Here is a 19,788-nt window from a genome sequence, read left to right on the forward strand (position 1 = left end):
TCGGTCCGCACCTTGATCGATGTCGGGCGGGGGCCCCGCCCGAGCCGCTTGAACGATACGCGCATTGCCGGAATTCGACGCCTGTCAGCTATGTCAGGCTTCAATATCCGGCGTCTGTCCCCATCACGCTTTCTTCTTCCCCTTCAACACGAACGCCGCCGCCGTACACGCCACCATCGCGACACCCGCGATCAGGAACGTGTCACTGTATGCCATCAGCAGCGCCTCGCGCATCACGCGCTGGTTCACGAGCGCGAGCGCCAGCTCGTGCACGCCACCGGTCGACGCCCCCGGCAACGCATCGGCACGCGGCACATGCACGCGCGACAGCAGCCGCGCCAGCATCGCCATGCGTTCCTGAAACGCCTCCGAGAACGGCGAGACAGCCTCGCCGATCCGCATCGCATGCAGCTTCTGCCGCTCGACGACGATCTGGCTCGCCACCGCAATGCCGATCGCGCCGCCGACGTTGCGCACCATGTTGAACACGCCGGACGCCGAGCCGAGCTGCGCCTTCTCGATCCCGTCGACGGCCATCACCGACAGCGCGATCACGACGAGCGACTGCCCGATCCCGCGCACGACGAGCGACGGCACGATCACGTTCGACGCGGCGTCGGCGGTCAGGTGGATGTTCATCAGGCAGCCGGCCGCGACGAGCGCGAAGCCGAGCACGATCGTCGCGCGCGGGCTCGTGCGGCGCATCAGCGGCGGCGTCAGGAACGACATCACGAACTGCACGAGCCCGTACGGGATCATCGCGAGGCCGATGTCGCGCGCGCTGTAGCCGTGCAGCTCGGCGAAGTAGTTCGGCACGAGAAACACGACGCCGAACACCACCGCGCCGAACAGGAACTGCATCAGGCTCGCGATCCCGAAGTTGTAGCGGCCGAGCAGCCGCAGGTTGATGAACGGCTCCTTGCGCCGCAGCTCGATCGCGACGTACGCGACGAGCCCCGCCGCCGCGACGATCGACAGCTCGACGATCAGGTCGGACGCGAACCAGTCCTTGCGCCCGCCCTCCTCCAGCACGATCTGCAGCGCGCTCAGGCCGAGCGCCATCGTCGCGATCCCGAACCAGTCGGCCTGGCGCAGCTTCGACAACTGCACGGGTACCGGGCGGATCGCCCATGCAATCGCCGCAATCAGCGCGATGGCGGGCGGAATCTGCAGATAGAAGATCCAGCGCCACGAATACATGTCGGTGAGCCAGCCGCCGAGCGACGGCCCGGCCGCCTGCGCGACGTTGTTCGCAACCGCGAACAGCGCCATGCCGAGCGGATGCTTCGACGGCGGCAGCTCGGTGACGATCAACTGGAACGACAGTGGAATCAGCACGCCGCCGAACGCGCCCTGCAGCGCGCGCGCGACGATCATCGACGAGATGGTCGGCGCGACCGAGCACGCGATCGAAAACGCAAGAAACCCCGTTGCGCCGACGAGCAGCACGCGGCGCGCGGAGAACACCTGCACGAGCCAGCCGGTGAGCGGAATCACGACGATCTCGGCTACGAGGTACGCGGTCGAGATCCACGAGCCTTCCTCGAAGCTCGCGCCCAGCGAACCGCGGATGTCGGGCAGCGACGCGTTCGTCACGTGCACGTTCATCCCCGCCATGAAGCAGCCGAACACGCCGCCGAGCACCGCGACCCACGCGCGCAGCGAGACGGCTTCGTCGTGCGCGGCCTGCGCAGCCTGCCCGGTTGCGGCGGTCACGATCCGGCTCCCGGCGCGCCGCGCGTATCGACACGCGCGATCACCGACATACCGGGCCGCAGCACGAGGCCCGACGGCGGCGCATCGAGGCGGATCTTCACCGGCACGCGCTGCACGATCTTCGTGAAGTTGCCGGTCGCGTTGTCGGGCGGCAGCAGCGCGAATTCGGCACCCGAGCCCGGTGCGAGCCCGAGCACGCGGCCGTGCAGCGTGCGGCCCGAGTAGGTATCGACGTCGATCTCGACCGGCTGCCCGTCATGCATCGCGCCGAGCTGCGTCTCCTTGAAGTTCGCGACGACGTACACGTCGCGCAGCGGCACGACCGCGAGCAGCGGCATCCCGACCTCGACGCACTGGCCCGCGCGCACCGCACGCTGGCCGATCGTGCCGTCGCGGGTCGCGCGGATCACCGTATGCTCGAGATCCAGCTGCGCGAGCGCGAGCTTCGCGCGGGACGCCGCGAGCCGTGCACGCGCCTGCTCGATCGCGGCCGTGCTTTGCGCGCGGCGGCGGCGCAGCACCGTCTGCTGGTCGTCCTGCGCGCGCACGGCCGCACTCGCGCGGGCCAGTTCCGCGCGCGCCTTCAGCGCATCGGCGTGCGCCTGTTCCCAGCGCTGCCCGCTGGCAGCCGATTCGGCAAGCAGTTGCCGGTAGCGCACCGCATCGGCATCGCGCCGCGCGGCTTCGGCATGCGCGGCCGCCGCATCGGCCTGCGCCTGCTCGATCACGCTGCGCTGCTGGCCGACCTGCGCGTCGAGCGTCGCGGCGGCGGCTTCCTCGGCCTGCAGCGTTGCATCGGCCGCGGCGACGGCCGCCTGCGCATCGTCGAGCTTCGCGCGATAGTCGCGATCGTCGAGCGTGACGAGCACGTCGCCACGCTTCACGGGCTGGTTGTCGTCGACCGCCACGCGTGCGACATAGCCGGCCACGCGCGGGCTGACGGTCACGATATCGGCGCGCACGTACGCATCGTCGGTGTGCTCGATGAAGCGGCCGACCGTCCACCAGCGCCAGCCGAACCCGGCCAGCACGATGACGGTGATGAAGGCGCCGGCGGCAATCCAGTGACGCCGCGCGAAACGGGCGGATTTCTCGGGTACGGCTGTGGTGCTCATGATCGGAATCGGAATGGTTGTGTGCGTGCGGATGACGTGCGGATTCACGAACGGCCGGCTAAGGCTGCCAGCCGCCCCCCAGTGCCTTGAAGACGGCCACCTGATCGAGCGCGACCTGCTGCGTCGACGCGGCCAGCGCGGCATCGATCGCGACGAGGCTGCGCTGCGCGTCGAGCACGCCGAGAAAATCCAGCGCGCCCGCGTCGTAGTTCAGTTCGGCGAGCCGGTAAGCGCGTGCGTGCTCGGCTCGCGCGATGTCGAGCGCGGCCTTGTGGCGCCACTCCGCGCCATAGCGGGCGAGCGCCTGCTCGGTTTCCTTCAGCGCGCGCAGCACCTGCGCATCGAACGACGCGCGCGCGGCAGCATCGTCCGCGCGGGCCTGCGCGAGCTGGGCGCGGCTCGCCGCGAGATTCGGAAAGCGCCACGTAATCAGCGGCCCGACGCCCCACGCGATCGCGTACTTGTCGCCGAGCGACGACGGATCGCCGGTCGTCGACAGCCAGTTCACCGACCCGCCGAGCACGATCGACGGGTACAGCTCGGCCGTCGCGACACCGATCCGCGCGTTCGACGCAGCGAGCCGGCGCTCGCTTTCGCGCAGGTCGGGCCGGCGCCGGAGCAGCGCGGCACCGTCGCCGACCGGAAACGGTCGCGCCAGCGCCGGCGTCGCGTGGCAGCGCGCGGCCGCGTCGGGAATCGCACCGGGTGCGTGCCCGGTCAGCACGGCGAGTTCATACAACGCGGCGCGGCGTGCGCCTGCCAGCGCCGGCAGTTCGGCGCGCGTATCGTCGGCAAATGCACGCGAGCGCGCGACTTCGAGATCGGACACGAGACCGTGCGCACGTTGCCGTGCAGTCAGCGCGGCGAGGCGGTCGGCAATCGCGACCGAACGCTCGGCCACGTCGATCCGCTCGCCATACGCACATGCCTGCGCATAGGCGGCCGTCGTCTCGGCGGCCACCGCGACGCGCATCGCATCCGACGCCGCCTGCACGGCCTCCGAATCGGCACGCGCGGCATCGACGAGATGGCCGACACGCCCCCACAGATCGACTTCCCACGACACCGCGAACGACGGCGAGTAACCCCAGCGCGTCCGCGCATCGGTGCCCTTCGCGCTCGCGACGATCTGGTCGGGCGCGTGCTTGCCGTAGTCGACGCCGAAGCCGGCCGTCGTATCGGGCAACCGCGCGGCGCCCGCTTCGTCGAGCACGGCCCGCGCCCGCGCGACACGTGCCGCGGCCACCGCGAGATCACGGTTCTGCGCGAGCGCTTCGCGCACGAGTGCGTCGAGCGCCGGATCGTCGAACAGCTGCCACCAGCGATCGGGCAACGCGCCGCCGGACACGACGGGGGCATCGCCCGCCGCGTCGAACGGCGCCGTGCGCGCCGCATCGGCCGCGGGCGGACGATACGGATCGCCGACCGAACAGGCGGCAAGCGTCGCGGCGCTCAGCGCAATGGCAACGGACAAACGGAAGGAAACCGGAGGAAATGACGAGGCGCGCATCGTGCAAGGGCTGTCGAACAAACGATGGGCTTATGGTAATTTCGACCCATTCGGTCGATCTCGCGCGCAAAGCGCATTCGTCGTCGAGAAAAGGACACGTGGATCAATTTTTCAGTGCGCTCGAGCGCAAGGACAAGCACAAGCAGATCGCCGTCGTCGCGTCCGACGCGGCGGCCGGCAGCGCGTATCCACCGCATTCGCATCGACATGGCCAGTTGATTCACGCGATTTCCGGCGTGATGATCGTGCATGCGGATGCCGGCAGTTGGGTCGTGCCGACGGGGCGCGCGGTCTGGGTGCCGGGCGGCACCCGGCACGAGATCCGGATGGCCGGCGACGTGCAGATGCGCACGGTGTTCGTCGCGCACGAAGTGCGGCCGAGCCTGCCGCGCGAATGCCACGTGATCGAGGTCGGCACGTTGCTGCGCGAGCTGATCGTGACCGCGAGTGACCTGCCGGCCGATTACGACCTCGCGCATCGCGCGGGCCGCGTGCTCGCGCTGATCCTCGACGAAATCGAGATCGCGCCGCCGCTGTCGCTGCATGTGCCGATGCCGCGGCATCCGGCGCTCGCCGCGCTGTGCACGCGGCTCATCAACGAACCGTCTTCGGTCGTCACGCTGCAGTCGTGGGCACGTGACGCGCACATGAACGAGCGCACGCTCGCACGCACCTTCAAGCGTGAAACGGGCATGACGCATGGTGCGTGGTGCCGTCATGCGCGGCTGCTGCTGAGCTTGCCGCGCCTCGCCGCCGGCACGCCGATCCTCGAACTCGCGCTCGAGCACGGCTACGACAGCCCCAGCGCGTTCGCGGCGATGTTCCGCAAGGCACTCGGCGTGCCGCCGAGCGAATACTTCCCGCGGCGCTGAACCGGTCTGTCCGTTTCGCGACGATCAAGCGCTGACGTGCGCGCGCGGTGCGACAGCCCGCTCGCTACAGTAGCGGCATCGCACGACACTGGCGCCACGCGCCCGCCCCGCCGATGGATCTGATTCAAAGCATGCAGGTTTTCGTCACGCTCGCCGACGCGGGGACTTTCACCGAAACCGGCAAGCGGCTCAACCTCACGACCGCGCATGTCAGCCGCACGATCGCGTCGCTCGAAGCGCATCTCGGCATCCGGCTGCTGAACCGCACGACGCGCTCGATGTGCCTGACCGAAGCCGGCGAACGCTATCTCGCGCGGGCACGCGACATCACGCTTGCCGTCGATGCGAGCGAACGCGAAGCGCGCGGTGCACGGCTGCATCCGCACGGCCGGCTACGCGCACACTGCAGCGCCAGCATCGCGAACCGTTTCGTGATTCCACTCATCACGCGCTTCCTGGCGCGCTATCCGGACGTCAGCGTCGACCTGACGCTCGCGCCGCAGGTGCCGGACCTGATCCGCGACAGCTACGACGTCGCGGTGATCGCGATGCCGAGCCTGCCGAGTTCCGATCAGGTCGCGATCGACGTCGGGCGGATCGGCAGCGTGCTGTGCGCTGCGCCCGCCTATGTCGCGCAGCACGGAATGCCGGACACGCCGCGCGCGCTTGCGCGGCATCGCTGCCTGCAACTGGTCGCGCCCGCGTACCCGCCGCGCGGATGGGCGCTGACGCGCGGGGCGGATTCTGAAACGATCGCGTTCGAGCCATCGATGACGGCCGACGTCGCAGCATCGCTCGAAATCGCGGTACGGGAAGGGGCGGGAATCGGTCTGCTGCCGGCGTTCGTCGCGGACGACGGGCTGCGGTCGGGCGCGCTGGTGCGCGTGCTGTCCGACTATCGGGCTGAAGACGTGGGCGTGTTTCTGGTGTATCCGTCGCGCAAGCATCTCGACGCTAAGACCCGCGCGTGGGTGGATTTCATGAAGGCGGAATTGCGCGCCAGGCTCGCCGGGCCGGGCGGCAGCCGCCGCGCGGATGATGATGCAGCCGCGCCGGACACCCCCGGCGCGGCCAAAGGGCCCCCGCTTACGCGACAGCCTTCACCGCCGGTTGCACGCCAAAAAACGTCGCCTGCACCGATTCGTCCGCGCGCGCATACGCGCGGTTGATGCCGCTGATCACCGCGCGGATCGACGCGGTCGTCAGGTTCGCGTCGATGCCGACGCCGAACGCGCTGCCGCGCACGCCGGTGCCGGCCAGTTCCGCAATCGCGATCGCCTTCGCATCGGCACCCTGCGACAACGCACGCTCCTCGTAGTGCTGGATCCGCAGCGGCGTACGCAACGCATGCATCAGCGCATCGAGCGGGCCGTTGCCTTCACCACGCAGCACGCGGCGCTCGCCGTGCACGTCGGCGGTCAGCACGATCGTCTCGCGGCCGTCGCGCTCGGTCAGCTCATGGCCGACATAACGCAGCGGCGCATCGCCTTCGACGTATTCCTGCTGGAACAGCGACCAGATCTGCGCGCTCGTCACTTCGAGCCCGCTGTCGTCGGTCAGGCGCTGCACGGCCGCGCTGAAGTCGACCTGCAGGCGGCGCGGCAGCGCGACGCCGTAGCTCTGCTCGAGCAGGTAAGCGATACCGCCCTTGCCCGACTGGCTGTTCACGCGAATGATCGAATCGTACGTGCGGCCGACGTCGCTCGGATCGATCGGCAAGTACGGCATTTCCCACACGGCATCGGGGCGCTGCACCGCGAAGCCCTTCTTGATCGCGTCCTGGTGCGAGCCGGAGAACGCGGTGAACACGAGATCGCCGACATACGGATGGCGCGGATGGATCGGCAACTGCGTGCATTCCTCGGCCGTGCGCGCGACTTCGTTGATCTGCGAGAAATCGAGGCCCGGATCGACACCCTGCGAGTACAGGTTCAGCGCGAGCGTGACGAGATCGACGTTACCGGTGCGCTCGCCGTTGCCGAACAGGCAGCCCTCGATCCGGTCCGCGCCGGCCATCACCGCGAGTTCGGCCGCCGCGACCGCGGTGCCGCGGTCGTTGTGCGGATGCACGGACACGATCAGCGCATCGCGGCGCGCGAGGTTGCGGTGCATCCATTCGATCTGGTCCGCGTAGAAGTTCGGCGTGCCGACTTCGACAGTGGCCGGCAGGTTCACGATCGCCTTGTGCTCCGGCGTCGGCTGCCACACTTCGAACACGGCGTCGCACACTTCCTTCGCGAAATCGAGCTCGGTCGCCGTGAAGGTTTCCGGGCTGTATTGCAGCGTGAAATGCGTGTCGGTCGCGGCGTCGGCGAAGCGCTTGATCGTGCGTGCGGCGTTCACCGCGAGCGTCTTCACGCCGTCGCGGTCGAGGCCGAACACGATCTTGCGGAATTCCGGCGCGGTCGCGTTGTACAGGTGCACGATCGCGCGCTTCGCGCCGCGCAGCGAGTCGAAGGTGCGCTCGATCAGGTCGTCGCGCGCCTGCGTGAGCACCTCGATCGTCACGTCGTCGGGAATGTGGCCGCCTTCGATCAGCTCGCGCACGAAGTTGAAGTCGGTCTCGGACGCCGACGGGAACGCAACCTCGATCTCCTTGAAACCGATCGCGACCAGCATCTTGAACATCCGCATCTTGCGCGCGGCGTCCATCGGCTCGAACAGCGACTGGTTGCCGTCGCGCAGGTCGGTGCTCATCCAGATCGGCGCCTGCGTGATCGTGCGCGTCGGCCATACGCGGTTCGGCAGGTTGACGGGCGTGAACGGTCGGTACTTCGTCGCGGGGTTCTTCAGCATCATGATGGTCGGTCCTCGGTCGATTGGTCAGGATCCCGTGGCGCGCTGGCCATCCGTCGGGATGGCAGGCTGCACGCGCAGCGGTAGAAACGGGTGAAAGCGGGTGAAAGCGGCAAGCAAACGGCACAACGGCAAAGCGGTACGGCGAACGACAGCCTTGGCGGTTGAGCGACCGGGACGGAGCGGAGCGATTCGGAAGAAGGACGAACTCAGGCGCCGGTCGACAACCGGGGCCAGGTCGGTGATGCGGGGGAAATCTGGCGCTTCAGGAAAGAAGCAGATGGAAAGCGCGCAGCCGCAGACCCAGCCCGGAGAAACGGGCTAGTAGTCGTAGCGAGAAGAGGGACTGGGCGGCTTGCATGGCCGAAATCAAATCACAGGGCGATGGGGGCTGTCAACGGGCTGGGTGCAAATGGCGTGGAATTCGGTCGCTCAGAATCAGTCCTGTCCGATAGGCGGCGCGCCGCCGCGTCGATATGCTTCATGGGTGCGGCGCCGGTGAGGGCCCTGTTCACGTTCGGAGTGATTTGGTCTACGTACTTCGCCGGTTGCCGCACCCCCTCCTGTTGCAAACAATCGGGTTTCGGTGTGGGCGTTCGGTGGTGGCCGGTGGGCGCGGCCACGACCGAGATGCTGATGTTGAAACCAACGCTGCCATATGCGAACGCCGAGCGTCCGCGCCGAAGCCCGATTGCCCCCGCCTCCCCCGCCCGCTCCACCTGCGCAACCGCGCATCGTTCAGAAAATCAATACGCCCGCCGATATAGTTTCTCGAATATATCGAAATACCTTCCATTAAACACATTTTATTAAATCGATTAACCGTCATTTTCGATTGACTGAATAATCGCCATTCCCCGTCGATTATTTTCTTATTTATTTTTCGGCATGCTCGGTACGTCGCATTTCAAACGGCAAACGTTTGTGCGACACAGCTGGAAGCCTTATCCATCATTCCTCAGGAGGAAAGCATGGCCGATTCTCAAACGTCATCCAATCGCGCCGGCGAGTTTTCGATTCCGCCGAATACCGATTTCCGCGCGATTTTCTTCGCGAATGCCGCCGAGCAGCAGCACATCAAGCTGTTTATCGGCGACAGCAAGGAACCCGCCGCGTATCACAAGCTGACGACGCGCGACGGCACGCGTGAAGCGACGCTGAATTCCGGCAACGGCAAGATCCGCTTCGAAGTGTCGGTGAACGGCAAGCCGTCGGCCACCGACGCGCGCCTCGCGCCGATCAACGGCAAGAAATCGGACGGCTCGCCGTACACGGTCAACTTCGGAATCGTCGTGTCGGAAGACGGCCACGACAGCGACTACAACGACGGCATCGTCGTGCTCCAGTGGCCGATCGGCTGAGCTGACGCGCACCCGATGCGCACCCGACGCGCATCTGACGCCCCCCCCGCCGGCCGCCTCCGGGCCGGCCGGCGGTTGCGCGCCGCCTTCCGCGGCACCGCCCCCTTTTTGCACCGAAACCCGCCCAACCAACGGAGACATTCATGCCCCTCCTTTCGGCTTCGATCGTCAGCGCCCCCGTGGCGACCTCCGAAACCTACGTCGACATCCCGGGCCTGTACATCGACATCGCCAAGGCAGAGATTCGAGACGGGAAACTGCAGGTCATCCTCAACGTGCCGACGCCTTATGCGACCGGCAACAACTTCCCCGGCATCTATTTCGCGATCGCGACCAACAAGGGCGTCGTCGCGGACGGCTGCTTCACCTATTCGTCGAAAGTGCCCGAAGCCACCGGGCGCATGCCGTTCACACTCGTCGCGACGATCGACGTCGGCACCGGCGTCACGTTCGTGAAGGGCCAGTGGAAAAGCGTGCGCGGCAGCGCGATGCACATCGATTCGTACGCGAGCCTGTCCGCGATCGGCGATACCGCCGCGCAATCGTCGTCGCCTGGCGGCGGAAGCGGCGGCGGTGAAACCGGCGCGGGTGGCAACCCGGGCAGCGCGGATGGCTCGGGTGGCACGGGTAGCGGCACGATCGGCGGCGGCGGCGAGCGCGACGGCACGTTCAACCTGCCGCCGAACATCAAGTTCGGCGTCACCGCGCTCACCAACGCGGCGAACGACCAGACGATCGACATCTACATCGACGACAACCCGAAACCGGCCGCCACGTTCAAGGGCGCCAGCGTGCAGGACCAGAACCTCGGCACCAAGGTGCTCGACTCCGGCAAGGGGCGCGTGCGCGTGATCGTGATGGCGAACGGCAAGCCGTCGCGGCTCGGCTCACGGCAGGTCGACATTTTCAAGAAGTCGTACTTCGGGATCGTCGGCTCGGAAGACGGCGCCGACGACGACTACAACGACGGCATCGTGTTCCTGAACTGGCCGCTCGGTTAAGCAGCATCACGTAGCAATCCCTCATCGCCACGCCGCCCGGCGTGGCGATCCGCGTGGACGCCCCTGCCTGCCCCCGCCCCGCAAGAACGATCAAACGCCCCCGCCGCCGATACCATATAGTCCGCCCGACACGCTCATTGGAAAGCCATGAATCCGGTAGGACAAGCACTCTGGTTTATCGAAACTAAACTGGACCGCGAACTGACGCTCGACAGGATCTCCGCCAATTGCGACATGTCGCGCTTCGGCTTCTCGCGCCTGTTCTCGATGAACACCGGCTGGCCGGTGATGCGCTATGTGCGGGCGAGGCGGCTGACGCGTGCGGCACGCACGCTGGCGCAAGGCGCGCCGGACATCCTGCAAGTGGCGCTCGATGCTGGTTATGGCTCCCATGAGGCGTTCACGCGCGCCTTCCGCGATTGCTTCGGCATCACGCCCGAAGACGTGCGGGCACGGCGCACCCTTGACGGGTTGTCTCTAGTGGAGCCGCTTCGCATGAAAGAACTGAAGATCATCGACGTCGTACCGTCACGCTTCGAAACCACCGGCAAGCGGCTGATCGCCGGCATGAGCGACCGCTACACCTTCGAAACCAACGAAGGCATTCCGGCGCTGTGGCAAGCGTTCATCCCATACATCGGTACCCTTCTAGGCCAGGTCGACGACGTGACCTACGGCGTGTGCTGCAACCCCGATGCGGATGGCAGCTTCGAATACATCGCGGGCGTGGAAGTGACGAGCCGCGACCGGTTGCCCACGCCCTTTCGCTGGATCGAACTCGAACCGCAGCGGTATGCGGTCTTCGAACACGTCGGGCATATCTCCACGCTGCACCAGACGTTCTACAGCATCTGGAACGGCTGGCTGCCTACGTCAGGATTCAAGGCGGTCGACGCGCCCGAGTTCGAGCGCTACAGCGCGGACTACGATCCGGTGACGGGCGCCGGCGTGCTGGAAATCTGGTTGCCTGTCGAACCTGCTGCGTAAGCGGTTTGCCTTGATCGGCCGCGGCGTGGCTCGCCACGGCCGGCGGCACCGCGCGAACCGTCAACCGGCGCGCGATCCGGCAGGCTCCGACATCGCCACCGGCTGCGACCACCCGGCCGACGCCAGTCGCGTGCGTGCATCGAGTACCACGCGATTGAACGCGACGCGCCGTTCGCCGTTGAGCTTCGCTGCCTTGCCCGCCTGCACCAGCGCGACCGGGTCGACGAGACGGGCATGCCGCCGGATCTCGAAGTGCAGATGCGGCCCCGTGGCCGTACCCGTGCTGCCGACCGCGCCGACACGCTGGCCGCGCGCAACCCGCATGCCGGTTCGCAGCGTCGGCTCGAATGCCGACAGGTGTGCGTAGTACGACGCATAGCCGCCGTCATGACGAATCACCACGTACTTGCCGTAGCCGCGCGGCTCGGTGCCGATGAACGAGACGACGCCGCGCTCCGACGCGTGAACCGCGCGCCCGGCCGGCGCCGCGAGATCGACGCCGGAATGCACGTGACGTGCGCCGGTGACCGGATGCACGCGCGTACCGAAATGCGAGCTGATCCGGTTTGCGCTGACCGGCATCGCAAACCGCGCGCCGGCGACGGGTATGCCGTCGAGGTCGTAATAGGCGCCCGGCGAGCCGGCATCGGGCGCAAACCACACGGCCGCGACGTGCTGGCCGTGCAAGCGAAGCTCGAGCGCCGTCACGCGCACGCCGCCCGGCAGTTTGGCCTCGTTGTCCGGTTCGTAGGCGACGCGGAACGTGTCGCCAAGCGCACCGTGCTGTTTCAGGTCGATGCGATCGGCGAGCAGGCGGGTGATCTGCGCGGCGACGCCGGCCGGCAGATCGGCGCGCGCCAGCGACGCCTGCAGGCTGCCGACGATCGCGCCGGCCCGCGCGCCACGCACGGCTTGCTCGAACATGAACGGCTCGGCGCCGGCAAGATCGACGGGGCGCCGCTCGAACGCGGCGGGCTCGCCCGTCGCGGGCAACGCCGACGCAAGACCGTAATCGAATCGCGACGCGTACGCGCGTTCGACCGCGCCGCGCGCCGCGTCGCACAGCACGCGGTAAGCCACGCACGCACCGAAGCGCGCCACGGGGTCGTCGCGTTCGCCGGCCGTCGGCGCGGTCGACGCATGCGACCTGTAGGCAACGTCGAGCGGCGCGGCCGTCGATGAGTGCAAGCCGCCCCACGTCGTGCGCGCGGCATTGAAAAAAGGCACGTCGACAAGGTCGGCCATCACGGGCGAGAACGGCGCGGCGTCGTGCGACGCATCTGCCACCGCACCCGGTGCGTTGGCCACACAGGCCGCCGCGATGACACCGCGCAGCAGCGCGCGGCGCATCGGGAAACCTTGAACGCCGCGCTGTGCGGGTTGACCTTGTTCGCGTGCGAGACGGAAACGCAGGTCTAACCGCATGACGTCGTCACTCGCTGTCTGTCAATGAATCAGTGAAAAATCGGGAAAGAACCGGGTACCGCGGAGGAACGATCGTCGCGACCCGGCAACGTGAAAACGAGTGTATCGGCGCGATCGAATCGGCTGAATAGGACTAGTCTCATTTGACGGAAAAGCCCGTTAGTACAAAACCGAAATCTCAATTTCACGGCCGGGCAGCACGGCCATGCGGCATTCGACCCCACTCATTCGCGCGAACCATCGTGCCCCGTGTACGGTCGAACGCTGCCCGGCGCGTGAGCATGAGCCTGCCCGATGACGGCCAGCGCGCCACGCGTCACGCATCGTTTCTTCAACCCGGAATCCCGTTAATGTTTCTCGATCAACTACATCCGGAACGCTGGACGTTCCTGTGGAACGCGCTGTCCACGCTCTCCCTCAAGCTCTGCGCCGGCCTGGCGCTGCTCGTCGCCGGCTGGTGGCTGTCGAAACGCATCGGCAACTGGCTGAACCGCCTGCTCTCGAACAAGGAGCGCGTCGACGACACGCTGCGGCCGATCCTCTGCGACGTCGCCGTGTGGGGCATCCGTATCGTCGCGATCGTCGGCGCGCTGTCGCAGCTCGGCATCGAAACCGCGAGCATCGTGGCGGTGCTCGGCGCAGCCGGCCTCGCGATCGGGCTCGCGCTGCAAGGCACGATGCAGAACATCGCGGCCGGCATCATGCTTTTGCTGCTGCGGCCGTTCAAGGTGGGCGACTATATCGACGGCGGCACGGGCGTCGCGGGCACCGTCGACGAGGTCGGGCTCTTCATGACGCGGCTGACGAAGCCGGACGGCATCTGCGAATACGTGCCGAACAGCGCGCTGTGGGGCAGCGCGATCCGCAACTACACGCGCAACCCGACGCGCCGCCTCGATCTCGAAGTGGAAGTGTCGGTGCATGACGATATCGATCGCGCGCTCGACGCGCTGCGCAAGCTGGCGCTCGCCGACCCCGACGTGCTACAGGATCCGGAGCCGAACGTGATGGTGATGCGTTTCGACGACAGCACCGCGATCGCGAACGTTCGCGTGTGGACGCACACCGACAAGTTCTGGGACATGCGCTGGCGTCTGGCGCGGCAGGCTCGCAAGGCACTCGCGGACGCGAACTGCGCGTTGCCGATCCGCACGCGCGAGCTGCACATCGTGCATGACGCGGAGCGTCGCGCCGAACGCGCGCAAACGCACGCGCTGTAAACGGCGAAGGCCGCGAAGCACCGCCTGCTTCGCGGCCTTCGCGACGTCAACGCAACGTCACCGCCCCATCACATCTTCACGATATCGAGCAGCGCCTTCTTGCCGCTCCTGTACGTGAACACCGAGATCGCGCCGTGCTTCAGGTCGCCCTGCGGCGTGAAACTCGTCTCGCCGATCACGCCCTGGTAGTCGGTGGCCGGCATCGCAGCCAGCACCTTCGCCGGATCGGTCGAGTTCGCGCGCTTCATCGCGTCGACGATGATGTAGACGGCGTCGTACGAGAACGGCGCATACACCTGCATCGGCTGGTGGTAACGCGCTTCGTAGCGCTTTGCGAACGCCGCGCCGCCCGGCATCTTCTCGAGCGCGATGCCGGCCTCGGAGCACACGACGTTGTCGGACGCCGGGCCTGCGAGCTTCGGCAGGTCGGTCGAGCACACGCCGTCGCCGGCGAGGAGCTTCGCGCGCATGCCGAGCTGGCGGGCCTGCTTCGCGAGCGGCCCGCCCGTCGCGTCCATGCCGCCGTACATGATCGCGTCCGGGTTCGCGCCCTTGATCTTCGTGAGGATCGCGCGAAAGTCGATCGCCTTGTCGTTGGTCGCGTCGCGCGACACGACCTTCATCCCGGCGGCCTTCGCGGCCTTCTCGAACTCGGTCGCGAGGCCCTGGCCGTACGCGGTCGAATCGTCGACCACGGCCACCGTCTTGATGCCCAGGTTCTTCGCTGCATACATCGCGAGCGCCGGCCCCTGCTGCGCGTCGGTCGCCACCACGCGATAGGTCGTCTTGAAGCCCTGCTGCGTGTAGGTCGGGTTGGTCGCGGCCTGCGAGATCTGCACGACGCCGCCGTCGCGATATACACGCGACGCCGGAATCGACGTGCCCGAGTTGTGATGGCCGACGACGCCGACGACCTTGTCGTCGACGAGCCGCTGCGCGACCTGTGTCGCGGTGCGCGGATCGCCCGCGTCGTCCTGCGCGTCGAGCTGCAGCGTGACCTTCTTGCCGCCGATCGTCAGGCCCTTCGCATTGATTTCCTCGACCGCGAGGCGCGCACCGTTCTCGCTGTCCTTGCCGAGGTGCGCGATCGCGCCGGTCAGCGGCGCGACGTGGCCGATGCGCACCACCTCGTCCGCGTGTGCGGACAGCGCGCACGTGAGCGCCGCCGCTGCCGCGAATACCGTCATGGAATGTCGATGCATGTCTGTCTCCTGGTCAGTCTTGTGGCCCCGTTCAACGCGGGACGTGTTGTGGTTCGGATGACGAATCGGTTTCGGTCAGTGATGCAGCGTGTCCTGCACCGCGGGCCGCATCCCTGTCGGCGGCACGGCTGCGGCGCCGCGCGTTACGCGCGCCCTTCGAATCCCAGCAGCACGTTGACCGCGTTGATGCCGATCTCGTCGACCATGTAGCCGCCTTCCATCACGAACAGCGTCGGCACGTTCAGGCGCGCGAGCGCCGCGCCGACGCGCAGGTAGTCGGGCGAGCGCAGCCGGAAATGGCTGATCGGGTCGTGCTCGAAGGTATCGACGCCGAGCGACACGACGAGCGCGTCGGGCGCATGCGCGGCGATCGCGGCGGACGCGTGGTCGAGCGCCACAGAGTAGGTGTCCCATAGCGTGCCCTTCGGCAGCGGCAGGTTCAGGTTGAACCCTTCGCCCGCGCCGATGCCGCGCTCGTCCGCATAGCCGGAGAAGTACGGATACGACACCGGCGGCTCGCCGTGAATCGACGCGAACAGCACGTCCGCACGGTCGTAGAAGATGTCCTGCGTGCCGTTGCCGTGATGGAAATCGACGTCGAGCACCGCGACGCGCGCCGCGCCCTGCGCGACACAGTGCTGCGCGGCGATCGCCGCGTTGTTCAGGTAGCAATAGCCGCCCATGTACTCGCGGCCCGCGTGGTGGCCGGGCGGGCGGCACAGCGCGAACGCCGCGCGCGCCGCGCCGCTCGACAGCAGGTCGGCGCCGGTGAGCGCCGAGTTCGCGCTCGCGCTCACGGCATCCCACGTGCCGGCGTTGATCGGCGCGCCCGCATCCATCGCGTAGAAGCCGAGCTTGCCGTCGATGAACGCGGGCGGCGTCGCGGCCGCCGGCATCGCGCGCACCGGCCACACGAGCGGCAGCGCCTGGCAGGTGCGGCCCGTCGCGGCCCACTCGTCCCACGCGCCGGCGAGGAAATCGACGTAGCGGGCACTGTGCGCGGCCGCGTAGTGGGCGCGGTCGAACGGCTTCGGCGCGATCACGTCGCCGAGCCCGGCGGCACGCACCTGCGCGAGCACCGTTTCGGCGCGAAGGGGGTTTTCGAACGAATCGGTGATCGCGCCGTCCTTCAGTTCGACGCCGCGATGCAGGTGGTGATCGCTGCTGTAGACCGTGAGCATGGTTGACCGTTGCAGTGAGGGTGGCAACAGTTTATTGACGGCAACCGGCAATAGCTTTGCTTTCGACCCGCGCCTTTCGTACAATTTTGAGAAAACCGCCTACGGATGCCCGGAAATGAGCAAAAATCGCGCTTCGGTCGAACTGGATGGCGTCGACCGCGCCATGCTGCGCCTGCTGCAGGACGACGGCGCGCTGTCGAACGCGACGCTCGGCGAGAAGCTGTCGCTGAGCGTTACGCCCTGCTGGCGCCGCCGCAAGCGGCTCGAGGACGAAGGCGTGATCACCGGCTACCAGGCCAACCTCGACCGGCGCGCACTCGGCATGAACGTGTTCGCGTTCGTGCAGGTCACGTTCAACATGCATTCCGGCCAGGATTCCGATCACTTCGAGGACGTGATGCGGCGTCACGACGAAGTGACGTCCTGCCACAAGATCACCGGCGCGGCCGACTACATCCTGCAGGTCGTCGCGGCCGATCTCGACGCGTACGCGGAATTCGTCGAGCGCGTGTTGCGCAAACAGGCCGGCGTATCGTCGATCCAGTCGAGCCTCGCATTGCGCGAAGTGAAGTTCTCGTCGCGCGTGCCGGTGCCGGGCGACTGACCGTTCATGCCGTTGCTCGCCCGTGCCCCGGGCATCCGTTGTCGATCGTCATCCCATGGAGCGCTACCTGATGAAACGTCTTCTTCCGTCTGCTTCGCTGGCCGCCGCGATGGCCTGCGCGCTCGCGTTGAGCGCCTGTGCGGCGCAATCCACCGTGCCGGCCGCCGCGTCGGCACCGGCCGAGGCTGCCGCGCCGCCCGCGCCGCCGATGCCCGGCAGCGATCGCGATCCGCACGGCTGCATCCCGTCGGCCGGCTATTCGTGGTGCGAACAAACGCAGCAATGCGAGCGCCCCTGGGAACTCGCGAAGCAGAAGGGCTTCGCGAATTCGGCGCTGGCGTACGAGCAGTTCTGCCGGAACAACTTCGCGAAGTGACGCAACATGGCATGACGTGATCGGGACGCGGTGCAACGCCGCGCCCGACACCTCCGATCCCGCGCAGTTATCCCCAGCGTTCCCGCTTTCCGCGACCTTCATTCCGGAAACCCGGACACACAAAAAACCCCACAAAAACAACGGCTTTTTTCGTTTGTGACACAGCAAACGAGTTCGGTTACATTACGCGCCCCTTGCCACCCCGCCTCCGCAAAACGCGTCGCGCGCGGCCTCTTTCCACGCAAGCCTGAAGCGTCTTCCGCCCAGGCTTGCCGCAAGGGCCCGGGCGCGTTGTGCGCCACTGTGACGCAGGCGCTTGCCTGCCCGCAGGCAGCCGATCCGAAGGTGTCCTTCCCGACGGCTTCGCGTGCGCAAATGCAACGGCGTGCGGCGTCGATCCGGAATTCCGGATTCGCGTGTCCGGATCTCCGGATCCGCGTTTCACCGCGATCGACGCACGCGCCGGGCGGCTTGGCAAACCGATGCATCCAAGTTGAAAAAGGGATCTGCTGTGATCAAAACGTTACGGGTAATACTGTCGGCGCTCGCGCTGTGCGTCGCGACATCGTCCGCGCATGCCGCCGATACGAAGAAGGTCGACGTCCTGCTGGTGGGCGGCGGCATCATGAGCTCGACGCTCGGCGTCTGGCTGCACGAGCTTCAACCTGACTGGTCGATGACGATGGTCGAGCGCCTCGACGGCGTCGCGCTGGAAAGCTCGAACGGCTGGAACAACGCCGGCACCGGCCACTCAGCGCTTGCCGAGCTGAACTACACGCCGGAGAAGGCGGACGGCAAGATCGACATCTCGAAGGCGATCGAGATCAACGAGTCGTTCCAGATCTCGCGCCAGTTCTGGGCGTGGCAGGTCAAGCAGGGCGTGCTGAAGAACCCGCACTCGTTCATCAACTCGACGCCGCACATGAGCTTCGTGTGGGGCGACGACAACGTCCGCTTCCTGAAGAAGCGCTACGAAGCGCTGCAGGCGAGCCCGCTGTTCCGCGGCATGCAGTATTCGGAAGACTACGACCAGATCAAGCAGTGGGTGCCGCTGATGATGGAAGGTCGCGACCGCAACCAGAAGGTCGCGGCGACGTGGACGCCGATCGGCACCGACGTGAACTTCGGCGAGATCACGCGCCAGTTCGTCGGCTACCTGAAGACGCAGCCGAACTTCACGCTGTCGCTGTCGAGCGAAGTGCGCGAGATCTCGCGCAATGCCGACGGCACGTGGCACGTCACGTGGGTCAAGCTGCACTCGGATGAACCGGCGCAGTCGGTCGACGCGAAGTTCGTGTTCATCGGCGCGGGCGGCGGTGCGCTGCACCTGCTGCAGGCATCGGGCATCCCCGAGGCGAAGGACTACGGCGCGTTCCCGGTCGGCGGCTCGTTCCTCGTGACGGACAACCCCGACGTCGTGAAACAGCACTTGGCGAAGGCCTACGGCAAGGCGTCGGTCGGCTCGCCGCCGATGTCGGTGCCGCACCTCGACACGCGCATCATCGACGGCAAGAAGATCATCCTGTTCGGGCCGTTCGCGACGTTCTCGACCAAGTTCCTGAAGAACGGTTCGTACTTCGACCTGCTCAAGAGCACCAACACGCACAACGTCGCACCGATGATGCGCGTGGGCGTGGACGAATTCCCGCTGGTCCAGTACCTCGCCGGCCAGCTGATGCTGTCGGACGACGACCGCTTCAACGCGCTGAAGGAGTACTTCCCGAACGCGAAGAAGGAAGACTGGCGCCTGTGGCAAGCCGGCCAGCGCGTGCAGATCATCAAGCGCGACCCGGTCAAGGGTGGCGTGCTGAAGCTCGGCACCGAGATCGTCAGCTCGCAGGACGGCAGCATCGCGGGCCTGCTCGGCGCATCGCCGGGCGCGTCGACGGCCGCGCCGATCATGCTGAACCTGATGAAGAAGGTGTTCAAGGACAAGGTCGCATCGCCCGAGTGGCAGCAGAAGATCCGCCAGATCGTGCCGAGCTACGGCACGAAGCTGAACGACAGCCCGGCGAAGGTCGTCGAGGAATGGACGACCACCAGCGACGTGCTGCAACTCTCGCCGCCGCCGAAGATCGACGTCAGCACGCCGTTGCAGGCCACCGGCACCGCGCCGGCCCGCCCGGCGAAGGCGGCGGCCGACATGGCGCTGTAACGCACCGAGCGCCGCGCGACACCATTGCGCCGCCTGACACGGCCGCCCTCCGGGGCGGCCGTTTTTCTTGGCGGGTCGCGGGCGAAACCGCCCGGCGGGCCGCCCGCTTCCGCTAGAATTGCGGCACGCGCGACCCTGTCGCCGCCCGATCCATCATCCGCATCGACGCAATCCAAGCGACGCCCGGTGCGGCCCGCGCCCAAGCCGCGCGAGCGCCGCCCGCCGTTGCCGCGCCCGCCCGGGCGCGCCATCAACCGAATTCAGCTG

Annotated in this window: 16 protein-coding genes; 9 read left to right on the plus strand and 7 right to left on the minus strand. The window is 67.2% G+C overall.

The genetic code is table 11. The annotated features are described in order from the left end of the window. Nucleotides 1-123 precede the first annotated feature (123 nt). Genes CFB47_RS31450 through CFB47_RS31460 form a run of 3 tightly spaced genes read right to left on the minus strand, consistent with a single transcriptional unit; the run spans nt 124 to nt 4,305 of the window. Nucleotides 124-1,716 carry a DHA2 family efflux MFS transporter permease subunit gene (locus CFB47_RS31450; RefSeq protein ID WP_089463376.1) on the minus strand — a complete coding sequence of 531 codons (1,593 nt, stop codon included), beginning with the start codon at nt 1,714-1,716 and terminating at the stop codon, nt 124-126. Beyond that, entirely contained in the window at nt 1,713-2,831 is a 1,119-nt protein-coding gene (locus CFB47_RS31455) for an HlyD family secretion protein (RefSeq protein ID WP_089463377.1), read from the minus strand. The genes CFB47_RS31450 and CFB47_RS31455 overlap by 4 nt, the downstream gene beginning before the upstream one ends. Before the next feature lie 58 nt (nt 2,832-2,889). Continuing rightward, on the minus strand, nt 2,890-4,305 hold the full coding sequence (locus CFB47_RS31460) for an efflux transporter outer membrane subunit (protein ID WP_256946785.1): 1,416 nt from the start codon (nt 4,303-4,305) through the stop codon (nt 2,890-2,892). A 134-nt stretch (nt 4,306-4,439) separates the two neighbouring features. Between CFB47_RS31460 and CFB47_RS31465 the strand changes: the two genes are divergently transcribed. Further along, complete coding sequence (locus CFB47_RS31465) at nt 4,440-5,213, plus strand: helix-turn-helix domain-containing protein (RefSeq protein WP_089463607.1); 774 nt, start codon at nt 4,440-4,442, stop codon at nt 5,211-5,213. 113 nt (nt 5,214-5,326) lie between these two features. After that, nucleotides 5,327-6,382: a LysR family transcriptional regulator gene (locus tag CFB47_RS31470; protein ID WP_089463379.1), complete on the plus strand. Its 1,056-nt coding sequence runs from the start codon at nt 5,327-5,329 to the stop codon at nt 6,380-6,382. Here the strand turns inward: CFB47_RS31470 and leuA are convergent. Beyond that, a complete protein-coding gene (gene leuA / locus CFB47_RS31475; RefSeq protein WP_179259030.1) occupies nt 6,300-8,009 on the minus strand; it encodes a 2-isopropylmalate synthase in 1,710 nt (569 codons plus the stop codon). The two genes, CFB47_RS31470 and leuA, sit on opposite strands and share 83 nt — an antisense overlap. 971 nt (nt 8,010-8,980) lie before the next feature. On the opposite strand from leuA, the gene CFB47_RS31480 reads away from it, so the two are divergent. From CFB47_RS31480 to CFB47_RS31490, 3 genes are all read left to right on the plus strand, one after another. Beyond that, entirely contained in the window at nt 8,981-9,370 is a 390-nt protein-coding gene (locus CFB47_RS31480; protein ID WP_043178912.1) for a fucose-binding lectin II, read from the plus strand. 143 nt (nt 9,371-9,513) lie between these two features. Next, nucleotides 9,514-10,371, plus strand: a complete 858-nt coding sequence (locus CFB47_RS31485) for a fucose-binding lectin II (protein WP_089463381.1) — start codon at nt 9,514-9,516, stop codon at nt 10,369-10,371. Nucleotides 10,372-10,518: 147 nt separating this feature from the next. Continuing rightward, nucleotides 10,519-11,358, plus strand: a complete 840-nt coding sequence (locus tag CFB47_RS31490) for an AraC family transcriptional regulator (RefSeq protein ID WP_089463382.1) — start codon at nt 10,519-10,521, stop codon at nt 11,356-11,358. 60 nt (nt 11,359-11,418) lie between these two features. Here CFB47_RS31490 and CFB47_RS31495 read toward each other — a convergent pair whose 3' ends face one another. Further along, complete coding sequence (locus CFB47_RS31495) at nt 11,419-12,783, minus strand: M23 family metallopeptidase (RefSeq protein WP_089463383.1); 1,365 nt, start codon at nt 12,781-12,783, stop codon at nt 11,419-11,421. Nucleotides 12,784-13,133: 350 nt separating this feature from the next. On the opposite strand from CFB47_RS31495, the gene CFB47_RS31500 reads away from it, so the two are divergent. Then, the gene (locus CFB47_RS31500; RefSeq protein ID WP_089463384.1) at nt 13,134-14,003 is read left to right on the plus strand and encodes a mechanosensitive ion channel family protein; all 870 of its coding nucleotides are present in this window, start codon (nt 13,134-13,136) and stop codon (nt 14,001-14,003) included. A gap of 68 nt (nt 14,004-14,071) precedes the next feature. On the opposite strand, the gene CFB47_RS31505 is transcribed toward CFB47_RS31500, so the two are convergent. Both CFB47_RS31505 and CFB47_RS31510 read right to left on the minus strand, forming a co-directional pair. Further along, nucleotides 14,072-15,205 (minus strand): branched-chain amino acid ABC transporter substrate-binding protein, encoded by a 1,134-nt coding sequence (locus CFB47_RS31505; protein ID WP_089463385.1) that lies wholly within the window; start codon nt 15,203-15,205, stop codon nt 14,072-14,074. Between the two features lie 143 nt (nt 15,206-15,348). Further along, nucleotides 15,349-16,386 carry a histone deacetylase family protein gene (locus tag CFB47_RS31510; RefSeq protein WP_089463386.1) on the minus strand — a complete coding sequence of 346 codons (1,038 nt, stop codon included), beginning with the start codon at nt 16,384-16,386 and terminating at the stop codon, nt 15,349-15,351. Nucleotides 16,387-16,501: 115 nt separating this feature from the next. Here CFB47_RS31510 and CFB47_RS31515 point away from each other — a divergent pair, with 115 nt between their 5' ends. The 3 genes from CFB47_RS31515 to mqo all read left to right on the plus strand — a co-directional run bounded on the left by CFB47_RS31515 (nt 16,502) and on the right by mqo (nt 19,521). Continuing rightward, a complete protein-coding gene (locus CFB47_RS31515) occupies nt 16,502-16,990 on the plus strand; it encodes an Lrp/AsnC family transcriptional regulator (RefSeq protein WP_039344260.1) in 489 nt (162 codons plus the stop codon). A 70-nt stretch (nt 16,991-17,060) separates the two neighbouring features. After that, entirely contained in the window at nt 17,061-17,366 is a 306-nt protein-coding gene (locus CFB47_RS31520; RefSeq protein ID WP_089463608.1) for a hypothetical protein, read from the plus strand. Nucleotides 17,367-17,877: 511 nt separating this feature from the next. Further along, nucleotides 17,878-19,521 carry a malate dehydrogenase (quinone) gene (gene mqo / locus CFB47_RS31525; protein ID WP_089463387.1) on the plus strand — a complete coding sequence of 548 codons (1,644 nt, stop codon included), beginning with the start codon at nt 17,878-17,880 and terminating at the stop codon, nt 19,519-19,521. Nucleotides 19,522-19,788 lie beyond the last annotated feature (267 nt).

The organism is Burkholderia sp. AU27893 (assembly GCF_002223205.1).
Taxonomy (GTDB): domain Bacteria; phylum Pseudomonadota; class Gammaproteobacteria; order Burkholderiales; family Burkholderiaceae; genus Burkholderia.

Excerpts from the sequence above, each read along its gene's own strand:
- CFB47_RS31485 (WP_089463381.1), top strand. The coding sequence starts at position 9,514 with ATGCCCCTCCTTTCGGCTTCGATCGTCAGCGCCCCCGTGGCGACCTCC.
- CFB47_RS31520 (WP_089463608.1), top strand. The coding sequence starts at position 17,061 with ATGAAACGTCTTCTTCCGTCTGCTTCGCTGGCCGCCGCGATGGCCTGC.
- CFB47_RS31490 (WP_089463382.1), top strand. The coding sequence starts at position 10,519 with ATGAATCCGGTAGGACAAGCACTCTGGTTTATCGAAACTAAACTGGAC.
- CFB47_RS31495 (WP_089463383.1), bottom strand. The coding sequence starts at position 12,783 with ATGCGGTTAGACCTGCGTTTCCGTCTCGCACGCGAACAAGGTCAACCC.
- CFB47_RS31500 (WP_089463384.1), top strand. The coding sequence starts at position 13,134 with ATGTTTCTCGATCAACTACATCCGGAACGCTGGACGTTCCTGTGGAAC.
- CFB47_RS31515 (WP_039344260.1), top strand. The coding sequence starts at position 16,502 with ATGAGCAAAAATCGCGCTTCGGTCGAACTGGATGGCGTCGACCGCGCC.
- leuA (WP_179259030.1), bottom strand. The coding sequence starts at position 8,009 with ATGCTGAAGAACCCCGCGACGAAGTACCGACCGTTCACGCCCGTCAAC.
- CFB47_RS31510 (WP_089463386.1), bottom strand. The coding sequence starts at position 16,386 with ATGCTCACGGTCTACAGCAGCGATCACCACCTGCATCGCGGCGTCGAA.
- CFB47_RS31455 (WP_089463377.1), bottom strand. The coding sequence starts at position 2,831 with ATGAGCACCACAGCCGTACCCGAGAAATCCGCCCGTTTCGCGCGGCGT.
- CFB47_RS31470 (WP_089463379.1), top strand. The coding sequence starts at position 5,327 with ATGGATCTGATTCAAAGCATGCAGGTTTTCGTCACGCTCGCCGACGCG.
- CFB47_RS31505 (WP_089463385.1), bottom strand. The coding sequence starts at position 15,205 with ATGCATCGACATTCCATGACGGTATTCGCGGCAGCGGCGGCGCTCACG.
- CFB47_RS31480 (WP_043178912.1), top strand. The coding sequence starts at position 8,981 with ATGGCCGATTCTCAAACGTCATCCAATCGCGCCGGCGAGTTTTCGATT.